Consider the following 15,722-nt stretch of genomic DNA (forward strand, 5'->3'; position numbering starts at 1 on the left):
AAAAATGCGAATGCGATAGGGAGACCAATGCAGCCGTGCCTCTTGAAGTTGAGAGAGGCCTGCAGAGGTGCTCGATTTGGGCCGCAACGGCCATGATCTGGGCTTTGAAACAACCTTGGAAGGAGCGACAAAAACCAGGGGAACGTCATGGACGACACAGATCACAAGAGCATTCTCGAAGCACGCATTTCCGCCCAAATGCGTCGACGCAGTTTTTTGAAGGGTGTCGGCGCCGCAGCAGTTGCCGGTGCTGGCGCCGGGTTGCTACCCGGCATGGCGCAAGCGGCCCAAAGCGGGCATATTCGCATTGCATCCCTTTCACACATCGATACACTCGATCCGCATTTTACCGGCTTCCTGAATGCCATTCAGGTCATAAACAACATCCACAATGGTCTGCTCAAGGTCACCTATGACGGTGAGGCTGTGCGCTTCGAGCCAGATTTGGCTGAAGAATGGGTGCTTGAAGATGAAAAGACGCATCTGTTCAAGCTACGGGACGGCGTGACGTTCCACGATGGCACAGCATGCGATGCCGAGGCGGTCAAATTTTCTCTTCTGCGTGTCAAGTCGGGTGAACCCAAGTCGCCCCATGCCTGGAAATTGGCACTTCTCGAGGAAATCGAGATTGTCGATCCGCTAACGGTGCGTCTGAAATTCTCCAAGCCTTATGCCTTCCTGCCTGTCGCACTGACCGGCTCCACCGGTCGCGCCGGTACCATCGTCAGCCCGGCTGCCGTGCAGAAATATGGTGCAAATTACGGCCGTAACCCTGTTGGAACCGGTCCATTCAAATTCGTCAGTTGGCGCGAAAACGACTCGATCGAGCTCGAAGCCAACCCCGACTATTTCGAGCCGGGCATGCCGAAGATCGCCAAGGCGACCTTCCTGATCATGCGTGAGGCCTCGACGGCGGTCGCCGCTCTCATGGCCGGCCAGATCGATGGCATGTCGAATTGCCCGCTCCAGCTTCTCCCGCAGGTCGAAGCCTTTCCCGGAGCAAAGGTTTATGGCGGCATTGAAGGAAACTATTCCTTTGTCGGCATGAACACTCGCAAAGGACCTTTCGAAGACGTCAATCTTCGTCGCGCCGTTGCCTATGCGATTGATCGCCAAACGGTCATCAAGCAGGCTTATTTCGGCCGCGCCCAGCAGGCTTTCACACCGATCTCACCGCCGATGACGGGCTTTTTCGATCCCAATATCGCCTCGTCGGGCCGTGGCCATTATTTCGACTTGGACAAGGCAAAGGCATTTCGTGCCAAAGCTGCGAACCAGGGTGAGGTTGAGGCAGTCTACATCATGTCAGAGCGCACGGCCGTTTCGACCCGCGTCGCCCAGACCATCGTGCCGATGCTGGCGGAGATCGGCATCAAGGCCAAGCTTGAGTTGATGGAACCGACCGCGTGGGTGCAACGTCGCAACGATCGTGACTTCGACATGTTCGACTTCGAATGGGTCGCCGACCTTGATCCGGATGAAACGCTTTATCCGGAATTCCGCTCCGATGGTTCGTGGAACTATCCGGGCTGGGTAAACACCAATTTCGACCAGCTGTGCGCCCAAGCGCAGGGCATTCTCGACGTGAAGGAGCGGTCCAAACTCTATAATGCCGCCGAGGATCTCCTGATCGACGAGGCGCCCATCGCAATGCTCACGCATATGCCGATCTACAAGGTGTTCAGCACCAAGGTTGAGGGCTTCAACTACATTCCTGCCGACCTGATCAACCTGCATGGAATGAGCCTCACCTGATGCTTCGCAAGATCTTCTCGAAGATCGCGCAGACACTCATGGTCCTGTTTATCGTCTCCGTCGCCAGCTTCACCTTGTTGAAGCTGGCGCCGGGCGATCCGGTCCAGATTCTGCTCGGTTCAGAATATTCCCCGGAAGCCCATGCCTCGATCATGCGTGAACTGGGCCTCGATCGGCCTGTGTTCGAACAGTATCTCACCTGGGCTGGCAATTTCATGACGGGCGACTGGGGTACGTCCTACATCGCCCGCGTTGATATCTTCACCTACGCATTCGTTGAAGCCTTGCCTGTCACGTTGACCCTGGCCGCAGCCGCTCTCGGCCTTGCCGTGGTCACAGGGGTTCCGCTTGGGGTTCTATCTGCCGTGCGCAAGGATACCGTATGGGATATCGGCGTCGCGTCATGGGCGCTGACCGTGACGGCTTTTCCCTCTTTCTTTCTGGGCATTCTGCTGATCTGGGTCTTTGCGGTGAAGTTCGGGCTCTTCCCGGTCATGGGCTTCGTGGCGCCGTGGGAAGACTTCGTCGGCGGCACCTATCACATGATCTTGCCGGCGATGACGCTTTCAACCTATTTCGTCGGGATGATCGTTCGCCTGACGCGTGCCACGCTGATCGAGGTCATGGAGCAACCCTATATCGCGGCAGCGCGGGCCCGTGGCGAGCCGGAATGGCGTGTTATCTGGGTTCACGGTGTTCGCAACATCGCCATGCCGCTTGCAACGATGCTCGGGCTTCAGCTTGGCGCGCTGCTTCAGGGCGCAGTATTGACCGAAACCGTGTTCAATCTGCCGGGCATTGGCCAGATGATCACCGCAGCGGTGCTCGGGCGCGAATATGTGGTTGTGCAAGCAGGCGTAATGATGACGGCAACCCTGTTTATCCTGGTCAATCTGTTGGTCGATCTGTCCTATCCGTTCCTCGATCCCCGGCTGAGGGCACGATAATGAGTTCCACAAAAGCAACGTTTGCGCCGTCATCCGGCTCCGCCAGAAGCTCCTTCTTCATACGCCGGCCGTTCTTCACCTTGGCCTTGTTGGTCACGCTCGCTTATGTCATCGCCGCCGTCTTTGCACCCTGGATCGCGCCCTTCAGTCCTGTCGAGCAGAACATCGACGCGATGATGGTGCCGGTTGGCAGTATACCGCACTGGCTTGGCACGGACAGTTTCGGGCAGGATCTTCTCAGCCGCGTCATTCATGGTGCACGCTATGCGCTGATGATCGGTCTGCTTTCGGTACTGCTCGGCGCTGTCGGCGGCCTGGTTCTCGGCATGGCTGCGGGTCTTTCCTCCGGTTGGCTCGAATGGGTTCTCATGCGGTTGATCGATTCAATCCTGGCGCTGCCGTCGCTGGTCATGGCCGTGGCCTTCATCGCCATTCTCGGTCAGGGCGTCGACAAGGTAATCCTTGCTGTGGGATTGTCGCTGATCGGTCCGTTCGCCCGCACAGTCCGTTCAGACGTCATGCAGGTGCGCGTGCAGCTTTTCGTCGAGGCGGCGGACCTCATGGGCATCTCGCGCCTTCAGATCGTATGGCGACACATTCTGCCCAACGTCGTGTTTCCGCTCGCGGTTCAGATTACGATCCGAATTTCAGAAGCCATCCTGGTTTCGGCCTCGCTCTCTTTTATTGGCATTGGCGTCACTCCGCCGACACCCGATTGGGGTTTGATGATTGCCGAAGGACGCGGTTTCGTCAGTTTTGCTCCCTGGATGTCGGGGGTGCCCGGCATGGCGCTGGCCATATTGCTCATTGCCCTGTCCGTTGTCGGCGACGGCGTGCGCGAGGAATTCGACCCTAAACTGAGGAACGGCGCATGACAGATTGTTTGCTCGAAATCGACGGGCTGACCCTGCATCGTGGCCACAAGAAAATTCTCGATGACGTTAAACTGACACTGAAGCGTGGGGAAACGCTGGCGTTGGTGGGAGAAAGCGGTGCGGGTAAATCGACGATTGCCATGGCGCTGATGGGGCTCCTCGATCGCCGCGCCGTCGCCATTGACGGAAGTGCCCGGTTCAATGACGAGGTGGACTTGTTCAACCTGCCGGAAAAGGAGTGGACGCGCCTGCGCGGCTCTCGCCTCTCCATGGTCTTTCAAGATGCCGGAACCGCTCTTAACCCCTGCTACACCGTTGGCAGCCAGTTGATGTCAGTTCTGCGCCGCAAGCTGGGCCTTGGTGCGAAAGAAGCAAGAGAAAGGGCCGTGGAGTTGATGAAGGATGTCGGCATCAACGACGCGGTCGCCCGGCTCTCGGCCTATCCCCATCAGCTTTCCGGCGGCATGCAACAACGCATCATGGTGGCAATTGCACTCGGCTGCAAACCGGATCTGCTCTTTGCCGATGAGCCCACCTCGGCCCTTGATGTGACCATTCAGGCGCAGATCGTCCAGCTCATCCTCGATCAGACCCGCGCCAGTGGCGCAAGCTGCATCTTCGTGCTGCACGATCTGGCCCTGGCCAGTCAAGCCTGTGACCGCATTGTTGTGCTGTATGCCGGTCAGGTGATGGAAGCCGGTGATTGCGCAACCGTGCTCCGCAACCCGCTTCACCCCTATACGCGCCTGTTGAAATCCTGCGTTCTGGAAATCGGAGTGGAGGAGATGACACCGCCGGAAGGCAATGTGCCAGCCTACGACGCCATGCCCAAAGGCTGCCGCTTCGCGACCCGTTGTCCCCGCGCACTGGACTGCTGCGCGACGGAAAAGCCTGCACTCATCGAGACAGAGGGGCGGGCTATTGCCTGCTGGAACCCTGAATGAACCACGTACTTCCAAAGGAAACCAACACTGTGCTGCACGCGGGCGGCATTGGCGCAGAACCCGGTGTTTTCGAACTTCTCGACGTCCAGAAGGTCTACCAGATAACGCGTGCGAGCGGTTTGTTCGGACGCAAGAAACAGGGGCTAAAAGCGTTAGATGGTGTTCGCCTCAAAGTCGCCCGCGGCGCGAGCATCGCGTTGGTGGGCGAAAGTGGTTCCGGCAAGTCGACGCTGTTACGTGTGCTTCTCGGCCTGACGGAACCGAGCGATGGGCTGGCGCTTTATGGCGGGCGCCCTATTGCCGAAGCGCGGGCCGATGGCTTGGATTTCGCACGCGACGTGGCGATGATCTTTCAGGATGCTCGTGGTTCGCTCAATCCGCGCATGTCGGTCGCGGCCCTTGTTGCCGAGCCGCTGCGCCATTTCGGCATCTGCCCGGAGGAGGAGATTCCCGAACGCGTCGCAGCGTTGCTGGCCCGTGTCGGTCTGGCAAAGGATGCCATGCAGCGCTATCCGGCGGGGCTTTCTGGTGGGCAGGTTCGCCGCGTGGCTATCGCGCGGGCGCTGGCGTCCAATCCCTCCGTCCTGGTTGCCGACGAGGCTGTTTCCGGTCTCGACGTCTCGACGCAGGCCCAACTCCTCAACCTGCTGCGCCGCCTCCAGCGTGAAATGGGACTGACGCTTTTGTTCATCACCCATGACCTCGGTGTCGCAAGTTATCTGTGCGACGAAATCGCCATCATGTATCTCGGTCGGATCGTCGAGAGGGGGCCGACCAATGCAGTGCTTGCCAATCCTGCCCATCCCTATGCGCGTGCGCTCAGGACTGCTGCGCCCGAATTCTTCGCTCCGATCACGGAACCGCTTCCAGGCGAAATCCCAAGTCCATTGGATTTGCCGACTGGTTGCCGTTTTGCCGGACGTTGCGTCTTTGCCCGGCAGGAATGCGGGCGGGATGATCCCGTGCTAGTACAGGCGCGAGCTGATCGTGAGGTCGCCTGCTTCTTTCCACTCTATAGCTGAGGGCAGCTGCGCCTGCCCGTTTCCCAACCCGCTCCCTCTTTGATCGGAGCTTCTTTTGAAGGACCATTACGTCGATGTTCGATTTCTTTTCCGGACGGCGCCCTACGACCCTTGCCAACGATGCTATGATTGCAACCTCTCATCCGCTTTCGACAGCTGCCGGTCTTGAAATTCTCGCCGAAGGCGGCAAGGCAGTCGACGCTGCGCTCGCTGCGGTTGCTGTCCAGAGCGTTGTCGATCCTTTGATGACCGGGATTGGCGGCGATTGCTTCGCACTTTATGCGCCGGCGGGCGGTGCCGTGAAGGCCCTGAACGGTTCAGGGCGTGCGCCGGCTGGTGCCAGTGTTGCAGCACTGAAGGCGCTTGGCGTGACGGAACTGACGCAGACGAGCCCGCATTCCATCACCGTGCCCGGCGCCATTTCCGCATGGTGCCGTCTGCATGCCGATCACGGCAGCTTGCCGCTTGAGCGGCTGTTCCGTCGCGCGATCCATTACGCCGAAGCCGGTTTCCCGGTGACGCCGCGCGTCGCCATGGACTGGGCCGAAAGTGCTTCCATCGTTGCTGGTGATGCCCATGCCGCACTCCAGTATTTGCCGGGCGGCAAGTCTCCTGCAGTCGGTGAAAAACGTGCGCATCCGGCTTTGGGCGCCACGTTGCGGGCGATTGCGGCGGAGGGTGCTGCCGCCTTCTATCGCGGCGAGAAGGCCGAGCGCATGGTGGACCACCTCAAGGCGCTAGGCGGTCTGCATACGCAGGAAGACTTCGCCGCCGGTCTCGATGGTGCCCAATGGGTGGCGCCGATCTCCGCTCCCTATGGGGATGGTTACGAGATATTCGAGTGCCCACCCAATGGTCAGGGCCTCGCAGCCCTGATGATCCTTCGCATCCTTGCCGGCTTCGATCTCTCCGAAAACACGTCTGAAGCCGATCGTATTCATCTTCATGCCGAGGCGACCAAGCTTGCCTATCACCATCGCGACGCATTGCTGGCCGATCCGGACTCCTGCCCCGGATTGGCGGATACGCTTCTTTCAGACGAGGTGATCGAGACCCTGCGCGCCCGTATCGACATGAAACGGGCCGGTAAGCCCGTCCTTTGGAACGAACCGGAACATCGCGACACGATTTACCTGAGTGTCGTCGATGCCGAAGGTAACGCGCTGTCGTTCATCAATTCGATCTTTCATGGCTTCGGTTCCACGCGGCTTGAACCTGAAACCGGCGTGCTGCTCCACAGCCGCGGTTCGTCTTTCCGCCTCATCGAAGGACATCCGAATGCGATTGCGCCGAACAAGCGGCCCATGCACACCATCATTCCGGGCATGCTCTGCCGCGATGGCAAGGCGGTCATGCCTTTCGGCGTCATGGGCGGACACTATCAGGCAGCCGGTCATGCGGCTTTCATCTCGGGCGTTCTTGATCGCGGCCTTGATCTTCAGGCCGCCATGGACGCGCCGCGCAGTTTCGCATTCAACGGCGTTCTGGAAATCGAGCCAACTGTCGGAGCGACCGTGCAGGCAGACCTCGCGGCGCGTGGCCATGTCATCAAAGTGGTTACATCGCCGATCGGCGGCAGCCAGGCTATTCGCATTGATCCGATGGCCGGTCTTCTTTCTGGAGGCTCGGACAGCCGAAAGGATGGCTGTGCACTAGGCCTTTGACAGGAAGGGGCATGGCTATGCGAGCGGGCCGCATCGACGGTGTCGGTTCGGCCTACCTGCAGCAGCTGTCGCTGTGGTCTTGTGTCAAAAGTTATGGGTGGTGAGCGGACGAGCAGCTATCTTGGTGCAGAGTGACGGATATAGGATGTTGCTTGAATTTCGGATGCCTCGGTGCGAAACGCCTTGCTCGCTGTCTGATCCATGCCGGATGCAATCGCCGTGTATGTCGATGGCGCAGACTGTCAGCGGCATTTGCCGCGGATATTGCTGCATGTCTCGTCAATCAAGATCGAGCCGAAATGCTGTTTTCGAATTTTCCATCGCCTTCTATCGACCAGCCGAGGCATATGCAAAAACTCGGAGGTCAATTGCGCCACAAATGACCTCGATACCGCTGTCCTGCTGCATGACGGCAATGCTGTCGGTATTGCGGACGGTGCCGAGCCTGTGGACGACGACGAGTCCGGTGCGCCGAGGTCGCTTCTCGAGTAACGTCCCCTGCGGGGCAATGTGAACGGCGGAGCGCTTGGCACGCGCTGCTTCTGGCCACAGGGCAGAACCGGTCAATGAAGGTGGTGACAGGGAAGAGCCTCAGCTTTGCGATAACCTGCGAAGGTCCACTACAGCATCAAACGGCGCTCGCGAGCGGCGGACGTCCGGGACGCTCCACCACATCCATGGCAAGACCATAGACCCGTGATAAGGTAGCGGGCTGCATCAGGTCAGCGGCCGTACCGTTGAGCACAACCTTTCCGTGCTTCAGGGCGATGATGTGATCGGCAAAGCGGGCAGCGAGGTTGACGTCGTGAAGGACAACCACGATCGAGCGGCCGGCCTGGGAGAGTCTATGCACGAGGCTCATGACCTCGATCTGGTGGGCAATGTCGAGTGCCGAGATCGGCTCGTCAAGAAGAAGTGCATTGGCGCCCTGGGCGAGCAGCATGGCGAGCCAGGCGCGCTGGCGTTCGCCACCCGACAGCGTATCGACGGGCCGACCTTCATAATCCAACAGGCTGCATTCTACGATTGCGGCTTCGACGGCCTCTTTGTCTGCGGCAGTCGGGCGGCCAAGCGCGCCATGCCAGGGATAACGGCCGAGCGCCACGAGCTGGCGGACCGTCATGCCTTCGGCGGCCGGGGTGTATTGCGGCAGGTAGGCGAGTGCGCGAGCGTGGTCGCGCGCCGACCAGGCGTCCTGTGGACGGCCCATGGTCCGGATATCGCCGGAGAAGCGTCCAATCTGGCGCGCGAGTGCCTTCAGAAGCGTGGACTTGCCTGAACCGTTGTGGCCGATCAGAGCCACCATGCGCCCGGCCGGGATGTCGAGATCAAGGTTTTCGATCACGGCGCGCGAGGCTCTGCCGCTTCCGAGGGCGATGGTGAGATTACGGATTTCAAACAGAGGGGTCATTGCTTCTGTCTCGTCATATGCAGCAGGAGCCAGGGCGTCCCGAGAAGGGTCGCGAACAGGCCCAGCGGCAGTTCATAAGGGAAGGCGGCAAGGCGCGAGCCTGCGTCTGCCAGCATCATCAGCAAGGCTCCGATCAGCATGGAGCCTGTGGCGAAACCGCCTGCCGTGGTGAGGCCCAGCGTGCGGGCGATATGAGGGGCCATGAGTCCGACGAAACTGACGGGGCCGACCAGCACGGTTGCCGTGCCAGTCGCAATGCCGGCGGCGAGGAACAGGCTTGCCCGGGCAAAGCGCGAGACGCCGAGGCCAACGGCAATTTCGGCCCCGAGCGGCAGGATGGTCAGCCAACTCGCAGAGAGCAGACAGAAGAGCAAGAGCAAGGCGGCCAGCACCAGCAGCATGAAAGCCTCCACCGGGCCAACCGTTGAGGTCGAGCCCGAAAGCCAGGTGAGGATGACCCAGGCCCTGGCATCTCCGCCCGACATCATCGCAGAAAGCACAGCCGAGGCGAGCGCACTCAGGGCAAGGCCAGTGAGCAGGATTCGGTCTGTCGGCATGCCCGTCTTCATCGCGGCGCGGGCGACAATGGCAAGCACCACTAAGCCGCCAAGGCCGGCTGCGATCAGAAGCGTCACCGCATCGGGTGCCGGCACGAGGAATACCGCGAGACCGTAACCGAGGGCTGCACCAGAAGAGACGCCCATGACTTCGGGCGAGGCGAGCGGATTGGAGGTAGTCCGTTGCAGGATCGCACCTGCACCGGCCAGAAGCGCGCCGGCGGCAATGGCTGCTGCGAGCCGCGGCAGGCGCAGGGGCACGAAGGCGGAGGCCTGATCGACACCCAGAAGCGTCCAGCCGTCCGGGCCGCGACCAACGGCAAGGGCGAGAAGTGAACCGGCGACAAGCAGAACCGCCAGCATGGTGACATGGCGCAAGGCGGACGCGGCAAGCCTGGTTTCTCCCGCAGCCATGCAGGCAGGCGGCGTGCGCCCGGATAGCCGCGGCAAGAGCCAAAGCAGCAGCGGCCCGCCGATCAGCCCGGTGACGGCGCCGACCGGGAACATCTCGCCGACGGCATTGTCGAGCAACAGCACGCCACTGTCGCAGAGAAGAAGCAGACCGCCACCCGCCAGCATGGAGGCGAGGAGCCGCGATGTCTCGCGACGGAAGCTGAGTGCTCTGACGATCGTGGGGGCGGCGAGGCCGATAAAGCCGATGAGACCGACTTCGGCCGAGACCATGGCTGTGAGCAGAACCGCGATGGCGATCACCATGGCGCGCACCAGTCCGACGCGCATGCCGAGCGCGGCAGCTGTTTCCCCGCCGATGGAGAGAAGTTGCATGGGCCGCAGTAGACACAGGGTCAGAAGCAGGCAGACGCCGAGCACCGCTGAGAGACGGGTGACGGCGGACCAGTCCTGCTGCACCAGCGAACCACCGTTCCAGATCACCAGAGACAGGAGGTATTCGCCATGAGCGAGCGTCAAAGCAGTGGCCAGGCTCGTGGACATCAGGCCGACAAGCAAACCGACCACGACCATACGGGCGGGCTCGAAGCCGCGCCTCTGGCCAATGAAGAAGGCAAGTGTCGCCGAGGCACCGGCACCGGCCAGTGCGACCGGCAGCCGGCCGGGTGCAAGCAGTGCCGGGGCAAACAAAGTCGCGCAGACCAGGGCCAACTGCGCCGCAGCGGAGACGCCGAGCACCGTTGGATCGGCGAGCGGATTACGCAGGACACGCCGCAGGAGGCTGCCTGCAAGCCCCAGTGCCGCACCGACCAGCACTGCAACGACCGCGCGCGGCATGAGACCGTAGACGAGACGAATCTGCCCGACGGAGCGTTCGCCGGCAGGGACAAGCGCATCCACCCAGGCGCCGAAGGGAAGCAGGCTATTTGCGGCCAGAAACGACAGGACAGCGCCAGCGACAAATAGAAGCAGGGGCAAGGTTTTCATGCGGTAGCGAGGGCCTCGGCAAGACCTTCGGCGAAGGCGAGCGCCGAGGATGCGCCGCCAAAGGCATTGGTGGCAAGGAGTTGATGGACACGGCCCGCCTTGATCGGGGATAGGGCATTCCAGAGTGCAGAGCGTTGCAATTGAGAGCGGGCCGCCAGCGGCACGGGGCTGACGATGACGAAGCTGGCGTCCGGCATGTCCGCAAGACGGTCTAGCGGTACGGGCGCGGCAAAGGAGAATTGCGTGCCGTCTTGCCAGGCATTGGTAAGGCCAAGGCGCGTGAGTGTGGAACCATAGAGGCTGTCGAAGCCGAAGGCGCGGAAATGACGGGCATCGCCGAAGTCGATTAACATGACGGGGCGATCCGAATGGTGTTTCAACCGGGCCGTCATCCGGTCGAGCTGCGTCTCGGCATTCTGGCGTGCGTGCTTTCCGGATTGAGGGTCGCCCAATCGCTCCGCCAGCGTCTCAAGTGCATCGAGCGCGTGCGGCAGGGACGGCTCGCCGCGAACGAAGAATGGCAGGCTGAACACCGGGGCCACCGCCGACAACTGAGCCTCATGTCTCGTATAGAATGGGGACGAGAGGATCAGATCGGGAGCGGCAAAACGCAGCTGCTCGAAATTGGGCGTGCCGCGCAGGCCGAGATCCAGCGTTTCCGCCGGGAGGGTAACGGTGGGGCTTTCAGCCCGGAAGCGGATGAGTTCGGTTGCAGCCACCGGTGTGTGACCGATCGCCCAGGCGGTTTCCAGCATGGCCCAGTCGATCGACGCCAGACGCAGACCGACAGCGCCCGTTGGTGCCGCCAGAAGCGGAGAAGAGATGCCGGCGAAGCCTGCGGCAGCAAGCAACTGCAAAAAGGCGCGCCGGCCGTATGAGCGTTCGGATGTCACCACCGGACGGTCAGGGTTCCCATCACCGAGCGGCCAGAGCCGTAATAGCACCCGAAGGAGCCGCAATTGGCGACATAGGTTTCGTCCGTGAGGTTGTTGAGGTTGACGGCGAGCGTCGCCTTCTCCGTGACCTTGTATCGGGCGGCGAGGTCGACCAGGGTGACCGGATCCAGTTGATAGGCATTGGCATTGTCGCCGTAGCGTTCGCCGATATAGCGGATGCCGCCTGCGAGCGAGAGACCATCCAGCGCCGTGTCCTCAGCAAAATCGTAGTTCAGCCATACGCTGCCGGAGTGACGCGGCATGTTGGCCGGCATCTTGCCGTCATTTGTGCCCACTTGTTTGGCATCGTTGTAACTGTAGGCGGCCTTGACGCTCCAGCCCATGGCGATTTCGGCCGCACCCTCGATCTCGATGCCGCGGGATTTGACCTGACCGATCTGGCGCGTGCCGGACACGCCACCTTCGGTGAACGTGACGCTGACGTCGTCCTGCGTCAGGTCGTAGAGGGCAACCGAGAACAGGCCGTCGAAGGAGGTCGGTTGATATTTCAGGCCGATTTCCCACTGCTCGCCGGTGGTCGGCTTCAGCGTATTTCCCGCGATATCGGAGCCGATCTCGGGATCGAAGGAGGTGGCGTAGCTGATATAGGGCGCGAAGCCGGTGTCGAAGAGATAGGAGAGCCCGACATTGCCGGTTGTGGCGCTATCCTGTTGGTCAATGACCGTGGTGCCCGAGAAATTGTTGGTTGAGGTACCCTGCTGATCGGTCCAGTCATGACGAAGCCCGAGGGTCGCACGCCAGTGGTCGAAGGACAACTCGTCCTGGGCGTAGATACCAACCTGTTCGAGCGTAAGGTCATCAGTCTTGGTGTACCAGGGCACGCCGACCGTTGCCGAGGTCGGGCTGGTGATGTCGAGGTCAGAGGCTGTGGCAAATTCCGTCTTGGTGTTGTCGTCGTATTTGCGCAGGTCGAGGCCGAACAGCAGTTTGTGGTCGATCAGACCGGTCGCGACATCGCCGGAGAAACGCGTATCGAGATTGGCAGTCCAGGTATCTTCGTCCTGATAGATTACGCCGCGCTCGACCGTCGAAGGAGCCGTGTAGCCGGAAACGTAGAAGCCGGTATAGTCCCAGTCGAACTTCTGGAATCGGGCAGACTGGTCCAGCGCCCATCCGGTATCGAATTCGTGATGCAGTTCGTAGCCGATATTGCTCATGCGGCGGTCGGAATCGTCGATCGCGGGATCTCCGATATAGAGGTCGCGCAGGCTGTCGTCATTGCCCTGACCCGTCAGCTCGTCAGGAATGCCTGCAGGCGTGATCGGGCTATCCTTCTGGTAGGATGCAAGGAAATCGACGGTCGTCGCATCCGACGGCGACCAGCGGGTGGCGAGGCCAAGATAGCCGCGCTTGTCGGTCAGTTCGTCGATGTCCTCCTCACTGTCGCTCAGCTTGCCGGTGAACCGTGCCGCCAGCGTATCGGACAAGGCCTTGTTGGCGTCGAGGAAGACGGTCTTGTCACCGTCGATCGAAAAGCCGGTGCCAGCCTCATAGGCATCCTTGAACTGGGCATGCTTCTGGACGATGTTGATGACGCCTGCCGGCGTGCCGGAGCCGTAGAGGCTCGACGCAGGTCCCTTCAGGACCTCCACCCGTTCCAGGCCGTAGACTTCGTAGGACGGCGCCCCGGCGGAGCGCATCAGCCGCAGACCATTGAGATACTGTGCGTTCCCCATGTCAAAACCGCGCAGGACCGGGCTGTCGAAGCGCGGATCGGCGTAGGGCTCGCCGATCACGCCGGCCGTCGTCGACAGCGCCTGACCCAGCGTTTGCGCTCCGCGGTCCTCGATCTCGCTTCGCGTGACGACCGAGACCGAACGTTGCGTTTCGAGTATCGGCGTTGTCGTCTTGGTGCCTGCAACTGCAGCCTTGGCGACATATCCTTCAGCCGGCGCGGCGGCATCCGCCTGCCCGGACACGACGATTTCTTTGAGTTCGGTTGTCGCGACATCCTGGGCGACGGCTGCGGCATGCAGAGCGAGGAGACTGGCTCCGGCGAAAAGGGCGATCCTGATGTTCATGGTCCATCCGACAAGACGTGAAGAATTCATGACTAAATAAGTCTTGTTTTCTTGCGGAGCTTGAATGAATGCCGCGCGATTTGATCCAATCCGCTTCAATTTCGCAGTTTCGCCTTATTTTCTTTCGCCGCGCGCGGTGCGCATGCGCCGCCACTGGGACGGCGGCAGGCCCTGCGATGCACGGAAGGCACGGGTGAGATGGGCTTGGTCGGCAAAACCCGTAGCATCTGCGATTTCCGCAAGACCCCGATTAGTGGTCAACATCAGATCCATAGCCGCTTCGATCCGCTCGCGCGCCATCCAGCGTTGGGGCGTTTCGCCGGTGCTCTGGCAGAACGCACGGCTGAACCAGCTTTCAGACAATCCGCAGAACTCGGCAAGTTCCGAGACACTGACCCTCCGGGGAAAGGCATCCGAAACATGCTGCCGGATTGCGGATATCTGTCGCGGCGGCAAGCCGCCACTATGGTCCGTGCCTTCGTTCGTCAGATTAAGGGTCTCGGCGAGAATGGCGGATAGCAGGCCATCCAGCATCAAGGCGGGGCGCGAAGGTCTCTCCACCTCGTCGGCCACCATGCGGGCGAGCGTCCGGGCAGCGCGTATTTCGGCTTCATGGCCCAGTATGACCGTCTCGGAAAGCCTTCCGGGCCGGACCAGGCCGGCGAGCCTCTGTTGCAGTGGGCCCGCCTCAAGATGGAAATCGAGATGAGAGAATGTCTCCTCGCCCTCCATGGAGCTCCAGAGGGGCCGGCCGGCCGGCACATATAGCATTTCGACACCGGTAATGGGTTTGCCGGCCTCGCTGGTGCGCAGTGAGAGGTTGGTCGGCGGGCTCCCGAGAAAGACCACGAGGCGAGGGTCTGGAGAAAGGTAAAAGCCTGCCCCCCCAGAACGACCCTCGACATGCCAGACATCGGCAACCACACCCGGCCAACTGCGTACGCGCAGTGGCTGCAGTGTGCGATAGTTGCGGGTATGCGCCTGCATACGGGGACGAAAGGCCATGGCAACCTCCGGGACACTGCAAAGCCGTCAGATCGGTTGAATGCAATACATGATAACTTCTGTCAAGTTATTCGCACCTGCACTTTCGCCGTCCGGATGCCTACATGAGATGCGGTCGTCGCAAACCCTTTTGGCAATGAGAGTTCTGTTGATGTGAACGGCTCATCTGTCGCGTCTTCATGTGAGCCTGATATCTACAATGTTTTGTTTCCATTCATATCCGGCACCGGCAATGTCCCTAGTGCTTGTCCTGGCGAAGATAAATTCGGCCAAGGAACGACGGTTCACCGGAATGGCGTCCGGTCAGCGAACCGAGGACCAGCACGATGAGCGTCAACAGATAGGGCAGGGTCATCATCAGGTAGACCGGAATATCAGCACCGATTGCCTGCAGGCGCGGCGATAGAGCATCGGCGCTACCAAACAGTAGGGCACCGAGCAACGCGCTCACCGGGCTCCAGCGGGAAAAGATGACAAGGGCAACCGCCACCCATCCACGCGAAGCGATCATGCCCTCTACCCAGACATGGCTGGTCGCCACGCAAAGATATGCACCGGCAAATCCGCAGAGCAGGCCTGAGAAGATCACGGCAGCCATTTGTGTCAGCTGGATATCGATCCCGGCCACATCGGCGGCTGCCGGGTTCTCGCCGACCGCGCGCAGACAAAGACCGGATCGGCTGCGCTGCAACCACCACCAGAGCAGGAAAACGGCAACTGGCATAACAAGTGTTATCGGATCTTGGACGGCAATGAAGCGGCCAAAGCCTGAACTCCGTTCTATGCCAAAGAGATCGCCGAAATTGGAAATGCCCGGAAAGGTCTTTTGCACATACGGCCTGCCTATGACGCCGGTCATGCCAAGTCCGATTGCCACGACGCCCAGACCGGCGAGCGTATGATCTGCGCGAAAGACCACGGTTGCTATTCCAAACAGAAGTGAAAGGGCCGTGCCTGCAGCAGCGCCTGCGGCAAGCGCGGTCCAGGGATCGCTTCCCGACAGGACGCTGATCGCACCAGTCATGGCACCAACTGCCATCAGTCCTTCTGCACCGAGATTGAGGATGCCAGCCCGTTCGCACACGATCAGGCCCAGACTGGCGAGCAGCAAGGGCATCGCATAGCTCGGGACAATGGCTATCCAGCCGATCAGAAAATCCATGATCC

General features: G+C 60.8%; 12 protein-coding genes. 6 read left to right on the forward strand and 6 right to left on the reverse strand.

The window, feature by feature from the left end; translation table 11 throughout:
* Positions 1 to 147 precede the first annotated feature (147 nt).
* The 6 genes from ACQQ2Q_RS18545 (at position 148) to ACQQ2Q_RS18570 (ending at position 7,207) form a co-directional block, all read left to right on the forward strand.
* Positions 148 to 1,755: an ABC transporter substrate-binding protein gene (locus tag ACQQ2Q_RS18545; RefSeq protein WP_428188608.1), complete on the forward strand. Its 1,608-nt coding sequence runs from the start codon at positions 148 to 150 to the stop codon at positions 1,753 to 1,755.
* Positions 1,755 to 2,702, forward strand: a complete 948-nt coding sequence (locus tag ACQQ2Q_RS18550; RefSeq protein WP_428188609.1) for an ABC transporter permease — start codon at positions 1,755 to 1,757, stop codon at positions 2,700 to 2,702. The genes ACQQ2Q_RS18545 and ACQQ2Q_RS18550 overlap by 1 nt, the downstream gene beginning before the upstream one ends.
* Entirely contained in the window at positions 2,702 to 3,577 is an 876-nt protein-coding gene (locus ACQQ2Q_RS18555; RefSeq protein WP_428188610.1) for an ABC transporter permease, read from the forward strand. Before ACQQ2Q_RS18550 ends, ACQQ2Q_RS18555 begins: the two co-directional genes overlap by 1 nt.
* Positions 3,574 to 4,521 carry an ABC transporter ATP-binding protein gene (locus ACQQ2Q_RS18560; protein WP_428188611.1) on the forward strand — a complete coding sequence of 316 codons (948 nt, stop codon included), beginning with the start codon at positions 3,574 to 3,576 and terminating at the stop codon, positions 4,519 to 4,521. Before ACQQ2Q_RS18555 ends, ACQQ2Q_RS18560 begins: the two co-directional genes overlap by 4 nt.
* Positions 4,518 to 5,543 carry an oligopeptide/dipeptide ABC transporter ATP-binding protein gene (locus ACQQ2Q_RS18565; protein ID WP_428188612.1) on the forward strand — a complete coding sequence of 342 codons (1,026 nt, stop codon included), beginning with the start codon at positions 4,518 to 4,520 and terminating at the stop codon, positions 5,541 to 5,543. Before ACQQ2Q_RS18560 ends, ACQQ2Q_RS18565 begins: the two co-directional genes overlap by 4 nt.
* A gap of 74 nt (positions 5,544 to 5,617) precedes the next feature.
* Positions 5,618 to 7,207, forward strand: a complete 1,590-nt coding sequence (locus ACQQ2Q_RS18570; protein ID WP_428188613.1) for a gamma-glutamyltransferase family protein — start codon at positions 5,618 to 5,620, stop codon at positions 7,205 to 7,207.
* 628 nt (positions 7,208 to 7,835) lie between these two features.
* Here ACQQ2Q_RS18570 and ACQQ2Q_RS18575 read toward each other — a convergent pair.
* The 6 genes from ACQQ2Q_RS18575 to ACQQ2Q_RS18600 all read right to left on the reverse strand — a co-directional run bounded on the left by ACQQ2Q_RS18575 (position 7,836) and on the right by ACQQ2Q_RS18600 (position 15,717).
* The gene (locus ACQQ2Q_RS18575; protein ID WP_428188614.1) at positions 7,836 to 8,618 is read right to left on the reverse strand and encodes an ABC transporter ATP-binding protein; all 783 of its coding nucleotides are present in this window, start codon (positions 8,616 to 8,618) and stop codon (positions 7,836 to 7,838) included.
* Positions 8,615 to 10,573 carry a Fe(3+)-hydroxamate ABC transporter permease FhuB gene (gene fhuB, locus ACQQ2Q_RS18580; RefSeq protein ID WP_428188615.1) on the reverse strand — a complete coding sequence of 653 codons (1,959 nt, stop codon included), beginning with the start codon at positions 10,571 to 10,573 and terminating at the stop codon, positions 8,615 to 8,617. The genes ACQQ2Q_RS18575 and fhuB overlap by 4 nt, the downstream gene beginning before the upstream one ends.
* The gene (locus tag ACQQ2Q_RS18585; protein ID WP_428188616.1) at positions 10,570 to 11,469 is read right to left on the reverse strand and encodes an ABC transporter substrate-binding protein; all 900 of its coding nucleotides are present in this window, start codon (positions 11,467 to 11,469) and stop codon (positions 10,570 to 10,572) included. The genes fhuB and ACQQ2Q_RS18585 overlap by 4 nt, the downstream gene beginning before the upstream one ends.
* Complete coding sequence (locus tag ACQQ2Q_RS18590) at positions 11,463 to 13,550, reverse strand: TonB-dependent siderophore receptor (RefSeq protein WP_428188617.1); 2,088 nt, start codon at positions 13,548 to 13,550, stop codon at positions 11,463 to 11,465. Before ACQQ2Q_RS18590 ends, ACQQ2Q_RS18585 begins: the two co-directional genes overlap by 7 nt.
* A gap of 114 nt (positions 13,551 to 13,664) precedes the next feature.
* Positions 13,665 to 14,555 carry a helix-turn-helix domain-containing protein gene (locus ACQQ2Q_RS18595; protein ID WP_428188618.1) on the reverse strand — a complete coding sequence of 297 codons (891 nt, stop codon included), beginning with the start codon at positions 14,553 to 14,555 and terminating at the stop codon, positions 13,665 to 13,667.
* A 238-nt stretch (positions 14,556 to 14,793) separates the two neighbouring features.
* Positions 14,794 to 15,717: an ABC transporter permease gene (locus ACQQ2Q_RS18600; RefSeq protein WP_428188619.1), complete on the reverse strand. Its 924-nt coding sequence runs from the start codon at positions 15,715 to 15,717 to the stop codon at positions 14,794 to 14,796.
* Positions 15,718 to 15,722: the final 5 nt, after the last annotated feature.

This window comes from Agrobacterium sp. ES01 (assembly GCF_050320885.1).
Lineage (GTDB): Bacteria > Pseudomonadota > Alphaproteobacteria > Rhizobiales > Rhizobiaceae > Allorhizobium.

Coding starts and splice junctions, on each gene's coding strand:
- ACQQ2Q_RS18575 (WP_428188614.1), bottom strand. CDS start 8,618: ATGACCCCTCTGTTTGAAATCCGTAATCTCACCATCGCCCTCGGAAGC.
- ACQQ2Q_RS18545 (WP_428188608.1), top strand. CDS start 148: ATGGACGACACAGATCACAAGAGCATTCTCGAAGCACGCATTTCCGCC.
- ACQQ2Q_RS18570 (WP_428188613.1), top strand. CDS start 5,618: ATGTTCGATTTCTTTTCCGGACGGCGCCCTACGACCCTTGCCAACGAT.
- ACQQ2Q_RS18560 (WP_428188611.1), top strand. CDS start 3,574: ATGACAGATTGTTTGCTCGAAATCGACGGGCTGACCCTGCATCGTGGC.
- ACQQ2Q_RS18555 (WP_428188610.1), top strand. CDS start 2,702: ATGAGTTCCACAAAAGCAACGTTTGCGCCGTCATCCGGCTCCGCCAGA.
- fhuB (WP_428188615.1), bottom strand. CDS start 10,573: ATGAAAACCTTGCCCCTGCTTCTATTTGTCGCTGGCGCTGTCCTGTCG.
- ACQQ2Q_RS18550 (WP_428188609.1), top strand. CDS start 1,755: ATGCTTCGCAAGATCTTCTCGAAGATCGCGCAGACACTCATGGTCCTG.
- ACQQ2Q_RS18590 (WP_428188617.1), bottom strand. CDS start 13,550: ATGAACATCAGGATCGCCCTTTTCGCCGGAGCCAGTCTCCTCGCTCTG.
- ACQQ2Q_RS18565 (WP_428188612.1), top strand. CDS start 4,518: ATGAACCACGTACTTCCAAAGGAAACCAACACTGTGCTGCACGCGGGC.
- ACQQ2Q_RS18600 (WP_428188619.1), bottom strand. CDS start 15,717: ATGGATTTTCTGATCGGCTGGATAGCCATTGTCCCGAGCTATGCGATG.
- ACQQ2Q_RS18595 (WP_428188618.1), bottom strand. CDS start 14,555: ATGGCCTTTCGTCCCCGTATGCAGGCGCATACCCGCAACTATCGCACA.